Source organism: Agrobacterium sp. NPDC058088 (genome assembly GCF_042885035.1).
Taxonomy (GTDB): Bacteria; Pseudomonadota; Alphaproteobacteria; order Rhizobiales; family Rhizobiaceae; genus Agrobacterium.
In genome coordinates, this window is record NZ_JBHVSU010000005.1 from 149,824 (window position 1) to 167,223 (window position 17,400).

19 protein-coding genes are annotated in these 17,400 nt (G+C 58.9%); 10 read left to right on the forward strand and 9 right to left on the reverse strand.

What is annotated here, in order from left to right; translation table 11 throughout:
• The first annotated feature begins 75 nt into the window (after nucleotides 1–75).
• The 3 genes from ACFVTJ_RS15795 (at nucleotide 76) to ACFVTJ_RS15805 (ending at nucleotide 2,648) form a co-directional block, all read left to right on the forward strand.
• A complete protein-coding gene (locus ACFVTJ_RS15795) occupies nucleotides 76–576 on the forward strand; it encodes a MarR family winged helix-turn-helix transcriptional regulator (RefSeq protein ID WP_386908894.1) in 501 nt (166 codons plus the stop codon).
• 108 nt (nucleotides 577–684) lie between these two features.
• The gene (locus ACFVTJ_RS15800; RefSeq protein ID WP_386908896.1) at nucleotides 685–1,392 is read left to right on the forward strand and encodes a FadR/GntR family transcriptional regulator; all 708 of its coding nucleotides are present in this window, start codon (nucleotides 685–687) and stop codon (nucleotides 1,390–1,392) included.
• 53 nt (nucleotides 1,393–1,445) lie between these two features.
• Nucleotides 1,446–2,648 carry a mandelate racemase/muconate lactonizing enzyme family protein gene (locus tag ACFVTJ_RS15805; protein WP_386908898.1) on the forward strand — a complete coding sequence of 401 codons (1,203 nt, stop codon included), beginning with the start codon at nucleotides 1,446–1,448 and terminating at the stop codon, nucleotides 2,646–2,648.
• Here the strand turns inward: ACFVTJ_RS15805 and xseA are convergent, their stop codons facing one another.
• Nucleotides 2,649–4,247: an exodeoxyribonuclease VII large subunit gene (gene xseA, locus ACFVTJ_RS15810; protein WP_386908900.1), complete on the reverse strand. Its 1,599-nt coding sequence runs from the start codon at nucleotides 4,245–4,247 to the stop codon at nucleotides 2,649–2,651.
• 187 nt (nucleotides 4,248–4,434) lie between these two features.
• Between xseA and ACFVTJ_RS15815 the strand changes: the two genes are divergently transcribed.
• The gene (locus ACFVTJ_RS15815; protein WP_386908901.1) at nucleotides 4,435–4,677 is read left to right on the forward strand and encodes a hypothetical protein; all 243 of its coding nucleotides are present in this window, start codon (nucleotides 4,435–4,437) and stop codon (nucleotides 4,675–4,677) included.
• 12 nt (nucleotides 4,678–4,689) lie between these two features.
• Nucleotides 4,690–5,052, forward strand: coding sequence for a hypothetical protein (locus ACFVTJ_RS15820; protein ID WP_386908902.1), 363 nt, complete (start codon nucleotides 4,690–4,692; stop codon nucleotides 5,050–5,052).
• Here the strand turns inward: ACFVTJ_RS15820 and ACFVTJ_RS15825 are convergent.
• Entirely contained in the window at nucleotides 5,049–6,032 is a 984-nt protein-coding gene (locus tag ACFVTJ_RS15825) for a Gfo/Idh/MocA family protein (protein ID WP_386908904.1), read from the reverse strand. The two genes, ACFVTJ_RS15820 and ACFVTJ_RS15825, sit on opposite strands and share 4 nt — an antisense overlap.
• Nucleotides 6,033–6,210: 178 nt before the next feature.
• Between ACFVTJ_RS15825 and ACFVTJ_RS15830 the strand changes: the two genes are divergently transcribed.
• The 4 genes from ACFVTJ_RS15830 to ACFVTJ_RS15845 all read left to right on the forward strand — a co-directional run bounded on the left by ACFVTJ_RS15830 (nucleotide 6,211) and on the right by ACFVTJ_RS15845 (nucleotide 9,257).
• Entirely contained in the window at nucleotides 6,211–6,771 is a 561-nt protein-coding gene (locus ACFVTJ_RS15830; RefSeq protein WP_386908906.1) for a cysteine hydrolase family protein, read from the forward strand.
• A complete protein-coding gene (locus ACFVTJ_RS15835) occupies nucleotides 6,771–7,754 on the forward strand; it encodes a GlxA family transcriptional regulator (protein WP_386908908.1) in 984 nt (327 codons plus the stop codon). The genes ACFVTJ_RS15830 and ACFVTJ_RS15835 overlap by 1 nt, the downstream gene beginning before the upstream one ends.
• 107 nt (nucleotides 7,755–7,861) lie before the next feature.
• A complete protein-coding gene (locus ACFVTJ_RS15840) occupies nucleotides 7,862–8,812 on the forward strand; it encodes an aldo/keto reductase (RefSeq protein WP_386908910.1) in 951 nt (316 codons plus the stop codon).
• Between the two features lies 1 nt (nucleotide 8,813).
• Nucleotides 8,814–9,257 (forward strand): GNAT family N-acetyltransferase, encoded by a 444-nt coding sequence (locus ACFVTJ_RS15845; RefSeq protein WP_386908912.1) that lies wholly within the window; start codon nucleotides 8,814–8,816, stop codon nucleotides 9,255–9,257.
• On the opposite strand, the gene ACFVTJ_RS15850 is transcribed toward ACFVTJ_RS15845, so the two are convergent.
• Nucleotides 9,258–10,148, reverse strand: coding sequence for a LysR family transcriptional regulator (locus ACFVTJ_RS15850; protein ID WP_386908914.1), 891 nt, complete (start codon nucleotides 10,146–10,148; stop codon nucleotides 9,258–9,260).
• Between the two features lie 116 nt (nucleotides 10,149–10,264).
• On the opposite strand from ACFVTJ_RS15850, the gene ACFVTJ_RS15855 reads away from it, so the two are divergent.
• Nucleotides 10,265–11,266 (forward strand): aldo/keto reductase, encoded by a 1,002-nt coding sequence (locus tag ACFVTJ_RS15855; protein ID WP_386908916.1) that lies wholly within the window; start codon nucleotides 10,265–10,267, stop codon nucleotides 11,264–11,266.
• A gap of 51 nt (nucleotides 11,267–11,317) precedes the next feature.
• On the opposite strand, the gene pheT is transcribed toward ACFVTJ_RS15855, so the two are convergent.
• The 6 genes from pheT to infC all read right to left on the reverse strand — a co-directional run bounded on the left by pheT (nucleotide 11,318) and on the right by infC (nucleotide 17,255).
• On the reverse strand, nucleotides 11,318–13,741 hold the full coding sequence (pheT, locus tag ACFVTJ_RS15860) for a phenylalanine--tRNA ligase subunit beta (protein ID WP_386908918.1): 2,424 nt from the start codon (nucleotides 13,739–13,741) through the stop codon (nucleotides 11,318–11,320).
• 24 nt (nucleotides 13,742–13,765) lie between these two features.
• On the reverse strand, nucleotides 13,766–14,848 hold the full coding sequence (pheS, locus tag ACFVTJ_RS15865; RefSeq protein WP_386908920.1) for a phenylalanine--tRNA ligase subunit alpha: 1,083 nt from the start codon (nucleotides 14,846–14,848) through the stop codon (nucleotides 13,766–13,768).
• Nucleotides 14,841–15,719 carry a lipopolysaccharide kinase InaA family protein gene (locus tag ACFVTJ_RS15870; protein WP_386908922.1) on the reverse strand — a complete coding sequence of 293 codons (879 nt, stop codon included), beginning with the start codon at nucleotides 15,717–15,719 and terminating at the stop codon, nucleotides 14,841–14,843. Before ACFVTJ_RS15870 ends, pheS begins: the two co-directional genes overlap by 8 nt.
• Nucleotides 15,720–15,881: 162 nt before the next feature.
• Nucleotides 15,882–16,286 (reverse strand): 50S ribosomal protein L20, encoded by a 405-nt coding sequence (rplT, locus tag ACFVTJ_RS15875; protein ID WP_003507464.1) that lies wholly within the window; start codon nucleotides 16,284–16,286, stop codon nucleotides 15,882–15,884.
• Nucleotides 16,287–16,326: 40 nt separating this feature from the next.
• Nucleotides 16,327–16,530, reverse strand: coding sequence for a 50S ribosomal protein L35 (rpmI, locus tag ACFVTJ_RS15880; RefSeq protein ID WP_035264590.1), 204 nt, complete (start codon nucleotides 16,528–16,530; stop codon nucleotides 16,327–16,329).
• A gap of 188 nt (nucleotides 16,531–16,718) precedes the next feature.
• Nucleotides 16,719–17,255: a translation initiation factor IF-3 gene (gene infC, locus ACFVTJ_RS15885; protein ID WP_386909237.1), complete on the reverse strand. Its 537-nt coding sequence runs from the start codon at nucleotides 17,253–17,255 to the stop codon at nucleotides 16,719–16,721.
• Nucleotides 17,256–17,400: the final 145 nt, after the last annotated feature.

A 17,400-nucleotide genomic window follows, 5' to 3' on the forward strand; every position in this document is an offset into this window, starting at 1 on the left:
AATCTCTATATCAAGATAAATTCAGCTTAGTCAATTTTATCTTGACGTCAAGATATCAATTGTTATGCCTTGGTGATGAGCAAGGAACCCATGGACCACGTCGACCATATTCTCACGCAATGGCGTAACGAACGACCCGATCTCGATGTCGGCCCCATGGGGTTGCTCGGCCGCCTGCACCGGCTCAGCACGCATCTTGGCCGCGAGGTAGAGGCGGTGCTCTTGAAACACGGCCTCTCCTCCTCCGCTTTCGACGTGTTAGCGACATTGCGACGCGCGGGCTCACCTTATCGGCTTTCTCCCGGCGAACTGCTGGCTATGACCATGGTCAGTTCCGGCACCATGACAAACCGGATCGACCAGTTGGAAAAAGCCGGATTGGTGGAGCGTATTCACAATCCGCAGGACCGGCGCAGCGTCTTGATATCACTGACGGATCGCGGCTTTGCCGTCGTCGAGGAGGCGGTTGGCGCGCACGTCGAAAACCAGCATCGTCTTGTCGCCCATCTCAGCGAAGAGGAGCGCGCAGCGCTTGACGGGCTGCTGAAGCGGTTCCTGCGAAACTTCGAGGACTAGTTTACGCTGCTGATGGGACCAGCGATCAAGCGGGCATGGGCGCTTGTTTCCGCAGAAAAAATCCTGTAAGCAATTTTCCATAAACCTGTACTACAGGTTGGAGGAAAAATGTTAAACGCCATTTCGCATGAATCCGGCCTCGTCAGCAGCACGATCGGCGCGATCACCCGTCATATCAGAGAGAACGAGCTGGCGCCTGGTGCGAAGCTGCCGAGCGAGCTTTCGCTCTCGCAACAACTGGGTGTCTCACGCACAGTCGTTCGCGAGGCGTTCCGCTCTCTATCCGCCATGCGGTTGATCGATGTCAGCGCGGGAAAGCGCGCCACCGTGGCGACGCTGGATCATGGCGCGATGTCGCTGATGTTCGAACATGGCATTCACACCGAGCAGATCAACATTCAGCAAATCTACGACGTCCGACGCACGATCGAAGTCAGAACCGTGACGCTCGCGGCACTAAGGCGAACGGATGCGGAAGCCCTTACGATCCTCGACCATGCCAACAATATGGAGCGAGATTTCGGCGACAATGATAAGGTGATGGAGCACGACCTTGCCTTTCACCTTGCTGTTGCCAAGGCCTCGAAGAACCCGGTTTTCGAACTCATTCTCGGCGCCTTCCAGAATGTGACGCGTCAGACCTGGCCGATCGGCTGGAAAAGCCGCACTTCCGACGCGCAGCGCCACGCCGCCGGTGAACTTCACATCGCCATCGGACAGGCCATCGCTGCGGGAGATCCACAAACGGCCTCGACGCTGATGGCGCGGCATTTCGATGAAAGCGTGCACGCGCTTCTGGCTGCTGGCATCGCCTGATTTTTCAATGCAGTTCCCGAGGGAACGCGACCTGCCTCTGGAGGAGACACTTCATGAAAATTACGAAACTCGAGACCGTCCGTGTGGCGGAACGGGCAAACCTGCTCTGGATTCTGGTCCATACGGATGAAGGCATCACCGGGCTTGGCGAAACCTTTTATGGCGCCGAGACAGTGGAAACCTATGTGCATGAATATATCGCACCCCGGGTGATCGGTCGCGATCCGTTGCAGATCGATCTTCTGGCGCAGGATCTTGTCGGTTATCTCGGTTTCCGCTCATCGGGCGCGGAAGTGCGCGGCAACTCGGCCTTCGATATCGCGCTGTGGGATATTTTCGGCAAGGCCACCAACCAGCCTATAGCCCAGTTGCTCGGCGGCTTCAGCCGCAGGGAAATCCGCACCTACAATACCTGTGCCGGCACCGAATACATCAAGAAGGCAACCGGCCAGCAGACAGCCAATTACGGCTTGTCCGGCGGCAAGGACTATGACGATCTGAACGGCTTCCTGCACCGGGCAGACGAGCTTGCCCATTCGCTGCTGGAAGACGGTATCACCGCCATGAAGATCTGGCCCTTTGATGCCGCAGCGGAAAAGACGCGCGGGCAATATATCTCGATGCCGGACCTGAAAAGCGCGCTCGAGCCGTTTGAAAAGATCCGCAAGGCGGTGGGCGACAAGATGGATATCATGGTGGAGTTTCACTCCATGTGGCAGCTTCTGCCAGCCATGCAGATCGCCAAGGCGCTTACCCCTTACCAGACCTTCTGGCACGAAGACCCGATCAAGATGGACAGCCTTTCCAGCCTGACCCGTTATGCCGCCGTGTCGCCCGCCCCGATTTCCGCGTCCGAAACGCTCGGCTCCCGCTGGGCTTTCCGCGATCTGCTGGAAACCGGTGCTGCCGGTGTTGTCATGCTTGATATCAGCTGGTGCGGCGGGCTTTCTGAAGCACGCAAGATCGCCTCCATGGCGGAAGCCTGGCATCTGCCGGTCGCGCCACATGATTGCACGGGCCCGGTGGTGCTCTGCGCCTCCACACATCTGTCGCTCAACGCGCCGAATGCGCTGGTGCAGGAAAGCGTTCGCGCCTTCTACAAGACCTGGTATCGCGATCTCGTGACCGCTTTGCCGGAAGTGAAAAACGGCATGATCACCGTGCCGCCGGGTGCCGGCCTTGGCATGGAGCTGCATCCAGATATCGAAAAGAGCTTCACCGTCAGCCGCCGCTTTTCGGATGCGACGTCGATCTGATCAGAACAGGCTGCCCTGGTTGCCAGGGTCCGAAGGAGCCGGCTTGACCGGCTTCTTTTTGGGCGCGACGGTGGCTTCCGGAGATGACGTCCCCTCTCCCGTCGTGATGGCGGAGACGCGACCGTCGGCAAACTCCATAGATACGACAGCGCCTGAAGCAATAGCTGCCGCGCGGGTCAAAGGCCGGTTCTCCTCGTCACGGATCACCGCATAACCGCGATTCAGCACGTTCTTGTAGGACAGCGATTGCAGGATACGATCATGGGCGGCGAGACCGGAACGGTTCTGCGCCATGCGGTGTAACACGGCGGTATCGGCCCGGCGCGACGCGGTGACGACCCGTTCCTTCTGCCGCTCCAGCTGGCCGAGCAGGCGGGCGGGGAGCGAACGCAATGCGGAATCGAAGGAATCAACGCGGCCTTTGCCCTGCAACAGGCGGCGCTCCACCAGGGTCTCGGCCCGGTGAATGCGCTCGGTAATCCGCTGCCTGTGATGTTTGAGACCGTTCAACAGGGTTTCCGGTCTGAGACCCGAGGCAGAACGTTCGAAGGCACGGCGCTTGTTCAGCGTCGTCAGTTCCAATCCACGACCAACACCGCTCGCGGCCTCGTCAAACCGGCGGCGCGGCAAAGCCAGAAGCTGATCGAGTGACGGCAGCGCCCGAACCAGAGCGCGCACGCCCTGACGGCGATTGTCCATCTGCCGCAAGACAGAACCGGAAAGGCGGGCAGCGAGGCCGGACAGCTGCGCTTCGAGTTCAGCCCGCACCGGCACCGCCATTTCGGCGGCTCCCGTAGGCGTCGGCGCGCGCACGTCGGCGGCATAATCGATCAGTGTCGTATCGGTTTCGTGTCCGACCGCGGAAATCAGCGGAATTTCGCTCTCGGCAGCGGCGCGCACGACGATTTCATCATTAAAGCTCCAGAGGTCTTCGAGGCTGCCGCCGCCGCGCGCAACGATCAGTACATCGGGGCGGGCAATCTCGCCACCGGGCTGAAGCGCGTTGAAGCCGCGAATGGCGTTCGCCACCTCTTCGCCCGAACCTTCGCCCTGCACCTTGACCGGCCAGACGACGACGTGGACCGGAAACCGATCCGAGATACGGTGAAGAATATCGCGGATGACCGCACCCGTGGGCGACGTGACGACACCGATGACACGCGGCATGAATGGCAGGGGACGTTTACGAGCAGGATCAAACAATCCTTCCGCCGCCAGCCGCCGACGTCGATCTTCCAGAAGCGCCATCAGCGCGCCGGCACCGGCAGGCTCCAGGCTTTCGATGACGATCTGGTATTTCGAGGAGCCGGGAAAAGTGGTGATCTTGCCGGTGGCGATCACTTCCATGCCCTCTTCCGGGCGGAACTTCAGGCGCGAGAAAGTGCCTTTCCAGATCACCGCATCGATGCGGGCGCGATCATCCTTCAGCGAGAAATAGGCGTGACCGGAAGAATGCGGACCACGATAGCCGGAAATTTCGCCGCGCACCCGCACTTGTTCGAAAGCCGTCTCCACCGTGCGCTTGATGGAACCCGACAGTTCGGACACCGAAAATTCGGCAAGATTGCTCAATGCGGCGTGGGAGAAGATATCACTCATGCCCTTTTGTAACCAAAAGTGGTCGATTCGGAAATGCCGGCCCAGCCCACCGATTTTAACGACGATGAAACCATATCCTCAACTAACGAGTTAGGAAAACAGGGATCAGAGGAGAAAACAAGGGTTCGTTAGGGAAGGAGACGCTACGTCTTGTTCCAGACCCGGCAACCAAAGAGGAGGCGGCATCATGATATTTCTAACCGCCACAGTGCTCGGCGTAACCGCAGTTGCGTTGCGTTCTGTCTTCAGCATCATTTTCATCTGCATGATGATCATCGGCGCTTACGGTGTCGCGATGGTGCTTTCTTCCACGGCCGTGCCGCTGGTGTCGCTGCTGCTGGCACTCGCCGGTTATAATTTTGGCGTCGTGGGTGTTGTTATAGCCCTTCTGGTGCTGCAGCGCCCGCGCTCCACACAGCCGACGCTTTAAAAGCCTGCACCCTTGAGACTTTCGCACTTCGCGCTGGCCGAGATTTTCGGATTGGCCGTCGATCTTGCCGTCACGTGCCTGCTTATTTTCTATCTCGGCGTCGATTCGCTGGCAGCCCGTTTGCCGGGTGCCGCTGCAGGACTTGCTACGAGCTTGCGGCTGAACCGTTCGAATGGCGACGAGCCGAACGGCTTTCTGAGGAATGCCTTCACGCTCATCTCCCGCATCGTCGGCGTTGGCATATTTGCTCTGCTTTTATGGCGCAACCCGCTGCTGCAACCACTCATCCCGCTTACCCTTTCGGCGATAGCAGCGCTTGTCCTGGCGCTCTACGGATATTTGCGGCTGCAAAGGCACCGGCGGGGTCCGGATTAAACGGTTTCCCACCCGTCCTTTTCCGCCGCCCGATAGATGGCGTCGATGAAAAGCTGGTTCTTCCTGGAATTTTCCAGAGTGACGACTTTGCCCTCGCCCGTCACCGCACGGGCAAAGGCCTCCGCCTCCAGCTTGTACTGTCGGCTATCCTGAAACCGGAAGACCTGCGACTGGTTATGGGCCTGATTGGTCAGTTCGACCTCTTCCGCACCCCAGCGATTGGCATTGAACGGTGATTTGACCTCGATGTAACCGTCGGTGCCATGAAAAACCATCAATTGACGGGCGGCAAGCTGGGTCGCCAGATAAAAGCTCAGCTCGAAACCGCCGAAATCGGCCCGGACGCTGGAATAGATATCGGTGCCGAACTCCCTGTCGCGCTCAACCGTGGCCTGCACGCGCTTTGGTTCGGCGCCGGTGGCAAAGCGGGTTACGATAGTCGGATAGACGCCGATATCCGGCAAGGCACCGCCGCCGAGTTCGGGAATATTACGCATATTGCCTGGATCACGATTGAAATAGCTGAAAGCGCCCTGCACATGTTTCAGCGTGCCAATGGCCCCCGACGCCAGCAATTCCTTCACCTTGGCCCAAACAGGGGAATAGGTGACCATGAAAGCTTCGGACACGATAACACCATTGCGGTCTCTCGCAGCAATGAGCGTATCGATCTCTTCTGCTTTCAACGCAATCGGCTTTTCGCAGAGAACATGTTTGCCGGCATCCGCGGCCTTGATTGTCCACTCCACGTGCTGCGCCGTAGGAAGCGGAATATAGACCGCATCGATCACATCCGATGCCAGCATCTCCTCATAGGAGCCGAAGGCGTGGGGCACGGAAAAACGCTCGGCAACCGCACGGGCTTTGGCGTGATCGCGGCTGGCAATGGCGCTGACCACGCAGTTCTGCGCATCCTGTATCGCCAGAATGACGTGGTCCTGAGCGATTTTCGCCGTCGAGATTATTCCGAAGCGCAGCATTCCATTCTCCCACTCTGCCATTCACCGGAACTTATCACCATCGTCCGGGCTGGCAAGCCGCCGGCACGCAAGAAATAAATTATGGCCGGATTTGTCCGTCATTTGTCGGGCTGTTTGCTTTTCTCCATACAAGAAAAGGAGAATTATGCTATTCATGAACTCACAGGAGAAACATGAAATGTCCTCTTCCAACACCGCACTTCTCGTCATCGACGTTCAGGAATCCTTCCGGCACGCCCCCTATTTCGAGGAAAGCGGGCTCGCCGCCTATCTGGAGAAGCAGCAGGCGCTGATCGATGGCGCCAAAGCTGCGGGTATCCCCGTCGTGCAAATCTTCCATGTCGATGGCGACCGTGCCTTCTCCAAAGACAGCGGCTATATCCGCGCGCTAGAGGGTGTGCGGATCGCCCCCGACGTGACCTTTCACAAGAACAGGCACTCGGCCTTCGCCGGCACCGGCCTCGAAATCTGGCTGACGCAGAGAGGCATCAACCGGCTGATCGTCTCCGGCATCCGCACCGAGCAATGCTGCGAAACCACGACGCGGCACGCCTCCGATCTCGGCTACAGTGTCGACTATGTTACCGAGGCGACGCTGACCTTTCCGATGACCCATGCCTCCGGCACCGTATTCAGCGCGGATGACATCCGCAAGCGGACCGAACTGGTGCTGGCCGGCCGCTTCGCGCGCATCGCCACAGTGAGCGACGCGCTCGCACCGTTGAAGGCAGCAGCCTGATGCAAAAAGACGGCACACGCGTCGTTCCCTTTTTCACGCTTGTGCCGCCGCATGCGTTACTGCTCGATATTGCAGGGCCTTTGCAGGTGGTCCGCTATGCCAATGACGAGCAGAGCGATATCTTCTTCGACTGCCGCTACATCGCGGCACAGGAGAAACAGCAATCCTCGATCGGCCTTGGCATTTGCGGGCTGGAGGCCCTGCCTGCCACCCTGCCGGACAATGCGTTTCTGCTGATCTCCGGCAGCACGTCGCGCTCCGGGAGCGAACCGGAGACCCGGCGTGAGCGGCAGGTACTGGCGGCATGGCTGCGCCGCGTCGTGCGTGTCGACACCACTGTCATTTCCATCTGCTCCGGCGCACTGCTGGCGGGCGAAGCCGGGCTTTTCGACGGACGGAGCTGTACGACACACAGCGACTGCATCGATGCGCTCCGCCGCATCGCGCCCCTATCCCAGGTCGCCGAAAACCGCCTGTTCGTCGAGGATGGCAACCGCTTTTCCAGCGCAGGCATCTCCACCGGCATCGACCTCATGCTGCATGTGGTTTCGCGGCTGACATCACCTGCCGTCGCGGCGCGCATTGCCCAAACCATGGTCGTTTACCTTCGGCGCAACGGCAACGATCCGCAGATTTCTCCCTGGCTCACCGGCCGTAACCACATGCATCCCGCCATTCACCGGGTGCAGGATCGGATCATGGCCGAACCCGGGCGGGACTGGTCGCTGGAACGGTTGGCCGATATCGCCGCACTCAGCGAAAGGCATCTGTCGCGCCTGTTTCGCGAGCATACCGGCATCAGTGTCATTGATTACGTCAATCTGACACGGGTCAACCTGGCTCGCGACATTCTTGCAAATAGCCGTCTCGATATGGAAGCCATCGCCGAGCGAGCGGGCTTTGCCTCCGCCCGGCATCTGCGACGCGTCTGGCAACAGCATAATCGTTATCCACCCAGTCACTATCGCGGCTTTCAGGCCTGATTTCGCGACCATCGCCTGCGGCCTGATGAGTACCATCAAATGAATTGAATGGTTATGCCGACGGGCAGTTGCTAACCTGCCGCAAAGTCAGCAACAGGAGCATTCCCGTGGAAAAACGAAGCCTTGGCCGGACCGGCCTCTCCATTGCGCCAATTGTCTTCGGCGGCAACGTATTCGGCTGGACGGCGGACGAAAAGACTTCCTTTGCGCTGCTCGACGCCTTTTTCGATGCAGGGTTTAACGCCATCGACACGGCGGATGTCTATTCCGCATGGGTGGACGGGCATGTGGGCGGTGAATCCGAGGTGATCATCGGCAAATGGCTGAAGCAGTCGAGCGTCAAGCGCGAGGATGCGGTTATCGTCACCAAGGTCGGGTTCGACAATCGAGGCCAGAAAACCGGGCTCAGCGCCAAATGGATCGCAGAGGCAGTCGATGCTTCACTGAAGCGGCTGCAAACCGACTATATCGACCTCTATCTCGCTCACAAGCCGGATGCCGACGTGCCGCTGGAAGAGACGCTTGCCGCCTTCGCAAAGCTGAAGGAACAGGGAAAAATCCGCGCCATCGGTTGCTCCAATTATTCCGCGAGCCAGCTTCGGGAGGCACTGGACGTGGCTTCGAAGAACGATCTGCCGCGTTATGATGTGCTGCAGCCCGAATATAATCTCTATAATCGTGCGGATTTCGAAGGTCCTCTTGCCGACCTTTGCATCGAGGAAGATATCGGCGTCATCAATTATTACAGCCTCGCCGCCGGCTTCCTGACCGGGAAGTATCGTGCCAAGGGCGATACGGAAGGTGTTGCCCGCAGCTATCGGGTGGGTGAATACGTCAACACACGCGGCCTAGCCGTTCTGGGGGCTATGGATGCGGTGGCGGCGCAGACCGGGGCGAAGCTCGCCGATATCGCGCTTGCCTGGCTGTTGCGGAAAAAGGCGATAACCGCGCCGATCGCCAGTGCCACCAGCCTGTCGCAGCTTGAAAGTTTCAAACGTGCCGTCGACCTGAAGCTGACGGATGAAATGATGGCCCTTCTCGACAAGGCTGGCGCATAAGATGGAGCTCACAATTCGCGACGCGCAGCAGTCCGACCGGGCAGAATGGCTGCGACTCTGGAACGATTACCTCGCCTTTTATGAGGTCGATCTTGCCGATGAGGTGACCGAGCATACCTGGGCGCGCATTCTCGATCCCGCATCCCGTGTTTCCATGCGGGTGGCCATGCTCGGCGACCGCATGGCCGGTTTCGCCATTCACCACTTCCATGATTCCACCTGGGTAAAGACGCCCGACTGCTATCTGGAGGACCTGTTCGTCGATGGCGAAATCCGCGGCAAGGGAACGGGCCGGGCGCTGATGGACGATCTGGTCACCATCTGCAGGGACAAGGGCTGGTCACGGTTGTACTGGCACACCGGCGACGACAACCACCGCGCCCAGAAGCTCTATGACAGCTACGTGAAAAGCGACGGCCATATCCGCTATCGCATCAAGTTCTGATCAACTCCTGAAGCGGAAAAAATCCACGAAAGCCCTCAGCGCCGGGCGCATTTGCCGGCGCGAGGGATAATAGATATAAAAACCATCGAAGGGTGCGCACCAGTCCTCCAGCACGCGGATTAGCCGGCCTTCCCTGATATCGTCTTCGACGCGCTGCTCGAAAACAAAGGCAAGCCCTGCGCCATCTATCGCCGCCCGACGGATGAGGCTCTGATCTGACAGGATCAGCGGTCCTTGAACATCAACCACCAGCGCCTTGCCATTTTTCTCCAGTTCCCAGCGATAGATAAGGCCACTGGCGAAGCGCCGGCGAATGCACCGATGCCGAATGAGATCCCTGGGATCGCGTGGCGGTGGATTTTCCGCAAAATAGGACGGAGAACCAATAATTGCGCCGCGCCATGCGCCGCTGGCCTTCACCGCAATCATATCCGCATCGAGGTGCTCCCCGAGCCGCAGACCGGCATCGAAACCCTTTGCGACAATGTCTTCGAAACGATCATCCGTTGAGATTTCGAGCGAAATATCGGGATAGAGCCGCAGGAACTCGCCCAGCCGCGGCACGATGAGATCCTCGGCGGCCAGTCTCGGCAAGGTGATGCGCAGTGGGCCGGCTGGTCTTCCACCATGCTCGGCAAGGGTCTCGATGACCGCGTCGATATCGGCAAGCGCCGGCCCCAGTGTTTCGAGAAGCCGTTTGCCCTCCTCTGTCGGCGAAACGCTGCGGGTGGTACGATGCAGCAGACGCAGGCCAAGGCTTGCCTCGAGCGATGAGACGGCATGGCTGACGGCGGAGGGCGCGATGGCGAGTTCAGCCGCAGCCTTGCGAAAGCTGCGGCCTTCGGCAACGGCGGCGAGAACGGCCAGTTGGGAGAGTTGCACACGGTTCATTGTTCTAAATTATAGAACAACCCACGCGGATTTGCAGCGATTATTTTCGTCACCGTGAGACGCTATTTTCTGATCACGCCCTGATGACGGGCGGTTCCTTATGGAAGGACTAACAAATGAAAAAAAGAACCCTTGGAAACAACCTATCCGTTTCGACGCTTGGCCTCGGCTGCATGGGAATGACCCATGCCTATAGCCCGACCGGCGATGAAAGCAGCGCAATAGCGACGCTGCACCGTGCCGTCGAACTCGGCGTCACGTTTTTTGATACGGCAGAGGTTTATGGGCCTTACAATAATGAGATTCTCGTCGGCAAGGGCTTGAAGCCCTATCGCGATAAGGTGGTCATTGCCACCAAGTTCGGTTTCAAAATCGACCCCACCAAACCCGCAGGACAGATGATGGTGGGCACCGACAGCCGGCCGGAGAATGTGCGCGCCGTCGCTGAAGCCTCGCTCAAGCGTCTTGACGTCGATGCCATCGATTTGTTCTACCAGCATCGTGTCGATCCAAATGTGCCGATCGAAGAGACGGTAGGCGCTATGGCGGAACTGGTACGGCAGGGCAAAGTGAAACATCTCGGGCTGTCCGAAGCAAGTGCTGAGACGCTTCGCAAAGCCCACGCCGTTCATCCGATTGCCGCCATTCAGAGCGAATATTCGCTGTGGACCCGTGACGTGGAGGAAAACGGCGTGCTGGATACCTGCCGTGAACTCGGCATCGGTTTCGTCCCCTTCAGCCCGCTCGGGCGCGGGGCTCTGACGGGCGCGCTGAAGTCACTCGACGGCCTCGCCGCCGATGATTTCCGTCGCGGCCTGCCGCGCTTCCAAAGCGAGAACTTCGACGCCAATCTGGCACTCATCCAGCTGCTGGAAGACATGGCGACGAAGAAGGGCGTTACCGCCGGGCAACTGGCGCTCGCCTGGGTGCTGGCGCAGGGCGATTTCATCGTTCCCATCCCCGGCACCACAAAAATCGCCAATCTGGAGAAAAACGTGGCGGCGGCGGACGTTTCGCTGACGACGGAGGAAGTTGCAAGCCTCGGTGCCCTGCTTTCGCCGGCAAAGGTTGCGGGGGAACGCTATCCCGAACGCATGTCGCAGATGGCCAATCGCTAAAAACAAAAAGCCGCGGTGGTTGCCGCGGCTTTTTCATTGCGTCATCGGGTGTCAGGCGCGCAGAACGCCACCTGTTGATTTCTCGACATTGCCGACGATCTTCGCCGTCAGCGCCTCGAAATCCTCATCGGTCAGCGTCTTGTCGACCGGCTGGATCTGAACTTCGATGGCAACGGACTTGCGGTTTTCGCCGAGCGATGCGCCCTCGAAAATATCGAAGACATTAACGCCGGTGATCAGCTTGCGGTCGGCGCTTGTTGCCGCCTTGATGATGGCACCCGCTTCCACCGACTTGTCGACCACGAAGGCGAAGTCGCGCTTGACCGCCTGGAAGGGTGAAAGCTCCAGCGCAGGCTTGGTGCGGGTTGCCTTCTTCTTCGGCTCCGGCATGGCGTCGAGATAGATTTCGAAACCACAATAGACACCGGAAACATCCAGTTCCGACAGAGTCTTCGGGTGGAACTCGCCGAAGTAACCGAGCACGACCTTCGGGCCCATCTTGATGGTGCCGGAGCGGCCGGGGTGATACCAGGAGGGCGCCCCGGCCTCGATCTGCACATTGGCCATAGGCAGGCCGCAGGCTTCGAGCACAGAAAGCGCATCGGCCTTGGCGTCATAGACATCCACCGGCTTGCCGCCACCCTTGGCCGCATTGGACCACATGCGGCCGCTGCCCGCCAGCGAGGCCGTGCCACGGCGAACACCGCCGGCAACCCGGCGCTGCTTATCAGGCGTATCACCCTCATAGGTGCCGGAAACCTCGAAGATCGCGACGTCACCATAACCCTTGTCGGCATTGCGCTGCGCGGCGGTCAGCAGGCCGGGCAACAGCGAAGGCCGCATGTCCGACATATCGGCAGCAATCGGGTTGGCAAGCTTCAGGGCCGGCGAACCGCCGCCGAATAGCTTCGCCTGCGCTTCCGGGATGAAGGACCAAGTGACGGCCTCCAGCATGCCACGGCTTGCCAGGGCACGGCGCGCGGTGCGGGTGCGGATCTGCAGCGTGGTCAGTATCCGACCGTTGACGGCACCGAAGCTTTCCAGCGGTTCCGGCTTGATATTGTCAACGCCATGAATGCGCATGACCTCTTCGACCAGATCGGCCTTGCCATCGACATCCGGCCGCCAGGATGGCACGGTGACGGATACGCGCTCGCCCGTTCCCTCGACGCCAAAACCGAGACCCTTGAGAATGGCGAGACTCTCCGCCGCCGAAACTTCCAGACCTGTCAGGCGCTTCACTTCCGCAAGCGGGAAATCCACGACCTTAGGCTCATAACCCTTGTAACCAACGACCTTCGCTTCGCCTGCAACGCCGCCGCAGAGTTCGAGAACCAGCTCGGTGGTGCGCTCAAGACCCGGAACCATATATTCCGGATCAACGCCGCGCTCGAAACGATAACGCGCATCGGTAATGATGCCGAGCGAGCGACCGGTCTTGGCAATGTTAATCGGATCCCAGAGAGCGGATTCGATCAGCACATTAACCGTGTTTTCGTCGCAGCCGGAATGTTCGCCACCCATGACGCCACCGATGGACTCAAGGCCTTTTTCATCGGCGATGACGACATTGTTCGGGCCGAGCTTATATTCGCGCTGGTCGAGCGCGAGGATCGTCTCGCCCTCTTTCGCGCGGCGCACGGTGAGATCGCCTTGGACCTTGGCGGCGTCGAAGACGTGCATCGGCCGGCCCTGATCGAAGGTCATGTAGTTGGTGATATCGACCAGCGCGTTGATGGGGCGCAGGCCGATCGCCAGAAGACGCTGCTGCATCCATTTCGGGCTTGGGCCATTCTTCACACCGCGCACGATGCGCAGCGAGAAGCCGGGGCAAAGCGCCGGATCATCCAGTTCCAGCTTAACATCGACGGGCGTTTCGCCTTCTACCTTGAAGGACGGCGCAGGCTTCGTCTTCAGCTTGCCCAAACCGGACGCGGCGAGATCGCGGGCGATGCCATAGATAGAGGTGCAGTCGGGGCGGTTCGGCGTCAGATTGATCTCGATGACCGGGTCGTCCAAGCCGGCATAGCTGGCGAAGGACGTGCCGACTGGTGCATCTTCAGGCAAGTCGATAATGCCGTCATGATCGTCGGAAATGTTGAGCTCCTTTTCGGAGCACATCATGCCGTGGCTTTCGACTCCGCGAATCTTGCCGACGGCGAGGGTGACATCGATGCCTGGGACATACACGCCTGGACGCGCCAGCGCGCCAACCAAGCCGGAGCGCGCGTTCGGTGCGCCGCAGACGATTTGCACCGGCCTGCCGTCACCGGCATCCACCATCAACACCTTGAGGCGGTCGGCCTCGGGGTGTTTTTCGGCGGAAATCACCTTGGCAATGACGAAGGGCTTGTAGGCCGCCTTGTCGTCAACGTCCTCGACCTCAAGGCCGATTGCCGTCAGCCGCTCGCAAATCTCGTCCAGCGTCGCATCGGTATCGAGATGCTCTTTCAGCCAGGAAAGAGTGAATTTCATGTCTTTGCTCCTTGGCTAACCGGATTAAACGCTCAGACCGCCGAACAGCGTCGGCATGTCGAGCGGGCGGAAGCCGTAATGGGTCATCCAGCGGACATCGGCGTTGAAGAAATCACGCAGGTCCGGCATGCCGTATTTCAGCATGGCGATGCGGTCGAGGCCCATGCCCCAGGCAAAGCCCTGATATTCATCCGGGTCAAGCCCGCCAGCACGCAGCACATTGGGGTGCACCATGCCGCAACCGAGGATTTCCATCCAGTCCGTGCCTTCGCCGAACTTCACGATCGGGCCGGAACGGTCGCACTGGATGTCCACCTCGAAGCTCGGCTCCGTAAAGGGGAAGAAGGACGGGCGGAAGCGCATCACGACACTATCGACCTCGAAGAAGGTCTTGCAGAACTCTTCCAAAACCCAGCGCAAATTGCCGACATGCGCCTTCTTGTCGATGACAAGGCCTTCGACCTGATGGAACATCGGCGAATGGGTCGCGTCGGAATCCTGGCGATAGGTCTTGCCGGGAATGACGATGCGGATCGGCGGCTTCTGGCTTTCCATGGTGCGGACCTGCACCGGCGAAGTGTGCGTACGCAGCACCTTGCGCTCACCTTTTTCATCCGGCTGGAAGAAGAAAGTGTCGTGCATTTCGCGGGCCGGATGGCCTTCCGGGAAGTTCAGAGCCGTAAAGTTGTAATAATCGGTTTCGATATCGGGGCCTTCGGCGATCGAAAAACCCATATCCGCGAAGATGGCGGTGATTTCATCGACGATCTGGCTGATCGGATGAATACGGCCACGCTCGGTCGGAGACTGGCGAACCGGCAGGCTGACATCAACGGTTTCGGCCTTGAGGCGCGCAGCGATTGCGGCATCTTTCAGCGCGTTCTTGCGCTCTCCGATGAGATCGGTGATTTCGGTCTTAAGCTGGTTTATCGCGGCGCCGCGAGTCTGACGCTCTTCCGGCGTCATGCTGCCAAGCGTCTTCAGAAGCTCCGACACCGAGCCTTTCTTGCCAAGCGCGGAAACACGGACGGCTTCGATGGCTGGCTCATCGGCAGCAGTGGCGATCTCCGACATCAATTGCGATTTCAAGGTATCAAGTTCAGTCATCTTTTCCTGCCTTGCCGGATTTTGTAACAGCGGCGTCGGTGTTCACAGCATTCATCAGATAGTCGGTCGCCATGATAAAGCGTCGCAGATCACTACCCATCCGCACGCGCCCGATCAACCGGGCAAGCGGTAAAAAACGCCCGAGAATGCGGGTCAGGCGGCTTAATTCTTTGACTGCCCGCGGTGGGGCGTTTTCCAGCCAGCGCGCAAAGGCAGCGTCGCGCGTTTCAGGCGCATCACAGGCGCGGGTGGCGACCTGCAAAAACAGCAGCCAGATATCGCGGGCCTGGGCAGTCGCAAGCGGCATCACATCCTGAGGGCGCTCCTCGAAATCCATGAAACCGACACGGCCATCCGCCAGAAAAAAGTCCCGGACGTGCGGGCGGCCGTGGCAGAGACCGGCGGCATGCAACTCGCCGAGCGCTTCCGCGGATTTGACCAGCAGCGCGTCATGTTGTGCAGGATCGGACGCCTTCAGCGCATCCATACGCTCCATCAGCGTCGGACCAACGTCTCCCAGCACCACCGCCGTCCGGGACGAATAGACCAGCGGCGGAACAGGGAAGCCGCGTTGCTGGAACTGTTGCAATGTTTCCAGTTCCCGCTGCATGAGGCCCGCGCCGTCAAGCGGTTCTGACGGGCGAAGAAATGCATAGGGCAGTAGCTTCGACAGCAGCTTCTGCATCTTCATCCACCAGGTAACGCGCTCCGTACCCTGTCGTTTGATCCACACCGTCAGCCGCGACAGCTCGACCTTCTGGATGCGACGGTCGCTTTTCAGGAGGACGCGCATCAGGGTCGCGATGTCATCGTCGTCGAGATGAACGCGAAAACCTTCCGCTTCAGCAACCTCACTTTTATTGACCAGCATTTCGTCCACCAAGGGTTTCGCTTCAAACGGCGTGAATACTCCAACTCTTCTAAATTTCTAAATTAAAAAACACCGATAGAAATGTATGGCAGCTGAAAACAAAAAACCCGCGCCGGTTTCCCGACGCGGGTTCAAATGAACAACAGTTTGTCCGCGCCGTAATTACTTTACAGCGGTTTCAAACTCGTTGGTCGTACCGGCATCCTTGAGGTACTCAAGCGCCTTCTTCGCTGCTTCAACGAGCGCGCCGAATGCTGCCGGCTCATGAATAGCCATGTCGGACAGAACCTTGCGGTCGACTTCGATGCCAGCCTTGTTCAGGCCATCGATGAAGCGGCCGTAGGTCAGGCCGAATTCGCGAACAGCAGCATTGATACGCTGGATCCACAGAGCGCGGAAGTTGCGCTTGTTGACCTTGCGGTCGCGGTAAGCGTACTGCTTGGAACGATCCACGGCAGCCTTGGCTGCGCGGATGGTGTTCTTGCGGCGGCCATAGAAGCCCTTGGCTGCCTTGAGTGTCTTGGTGTGCTTGGCGCGGGAAGTTACGCCACGTTTTACGCGTGCCATGTCATGATCTCCTTAAAGTGTCCAAAAGTGCGGAAAAGTCTCAGAGACCGTTCGGCAGGTAGTTCTTGACGACTTTTTTGCCGTCAGCGTCGGCGAGAACCATGGTTCCACGCGCATCGCGAATGAACTTGTTGGTACGCTTGATCATGCCGTGGCGCTTACCGGCGGCGGCTGCAACAACCTTGCCGGTGGCGGTGATCTTGAACCGCTTCTTTGCAGCGGACTTCGTCTTCATCTTGGGCATTTTGCTACTCCGTTTTTGTATCGAAACAGGCAGACGAGGCCTATTTCAAGCTATTCAGGAACGGCCACGGCATGCCCTGCCGGACCGTTCGGACGCGCGCTTATAACCGCAGTCGGCTAAAAGCGCAACGGGGAATGAGAATTTCCCTTGCGGTGAGATACGCGCCAGTGATGTGGACGCGCAAAAGGTTATTTCGGGGCGAGAACCATCATCATCTGACGGCCTTCCAGCTTCGGCTCGGCCTCCACCTTGGCAATCGCCTGGGTGTCTTCCTTTACCTGGAGGAGAAGCTTCATGCCGAGTTCCTGGTGGGCCATTTCGCGGCCGCGGAACTTCAGCGTTACCTTCACCTTGTCACCGTCTTCAAAGAAGCGGCCCATCGCCTTCATCTTCACGTCATAGTCATGCGTGTCGATGTTGGGGCGCATCTTGATTTCTTTGACTTCGACGATCTTCTGTTTCTTGCGCGCTTCAGCGGCCTTTTTCTGGGTCGAGTACTTAAGCTTGCCGAGATCGAGGATCTTGCATACCGGCGGCTCAGCGTTCGGCGAAATCTCGACGAGATCGAGACCGGCCTCTTCCGCCATTTTCAAAGCCTGATCCGTCGGCATGCTACCGAGGTTCTGGCCCTCTTCATCAATAAGCTGAACTCTGGGAACCCGAATTTCCCGGTTGGAGCGCGGCCCCTCCTTGACGGGGGCATCGGCTTTGAAAGGTCTGCGAATGGTCGTATTCTCCTGATCTGTTTCTGGATCACGTCAACAAAAAACAGCTTGTTTGGTACAAGTGGCGGAAATGTCGTTATTGCCGCGGCGAAGTCAATAGCATATCTGCCCGAAAAGATCACCTGTTGCGACGGATTTTGCAAAT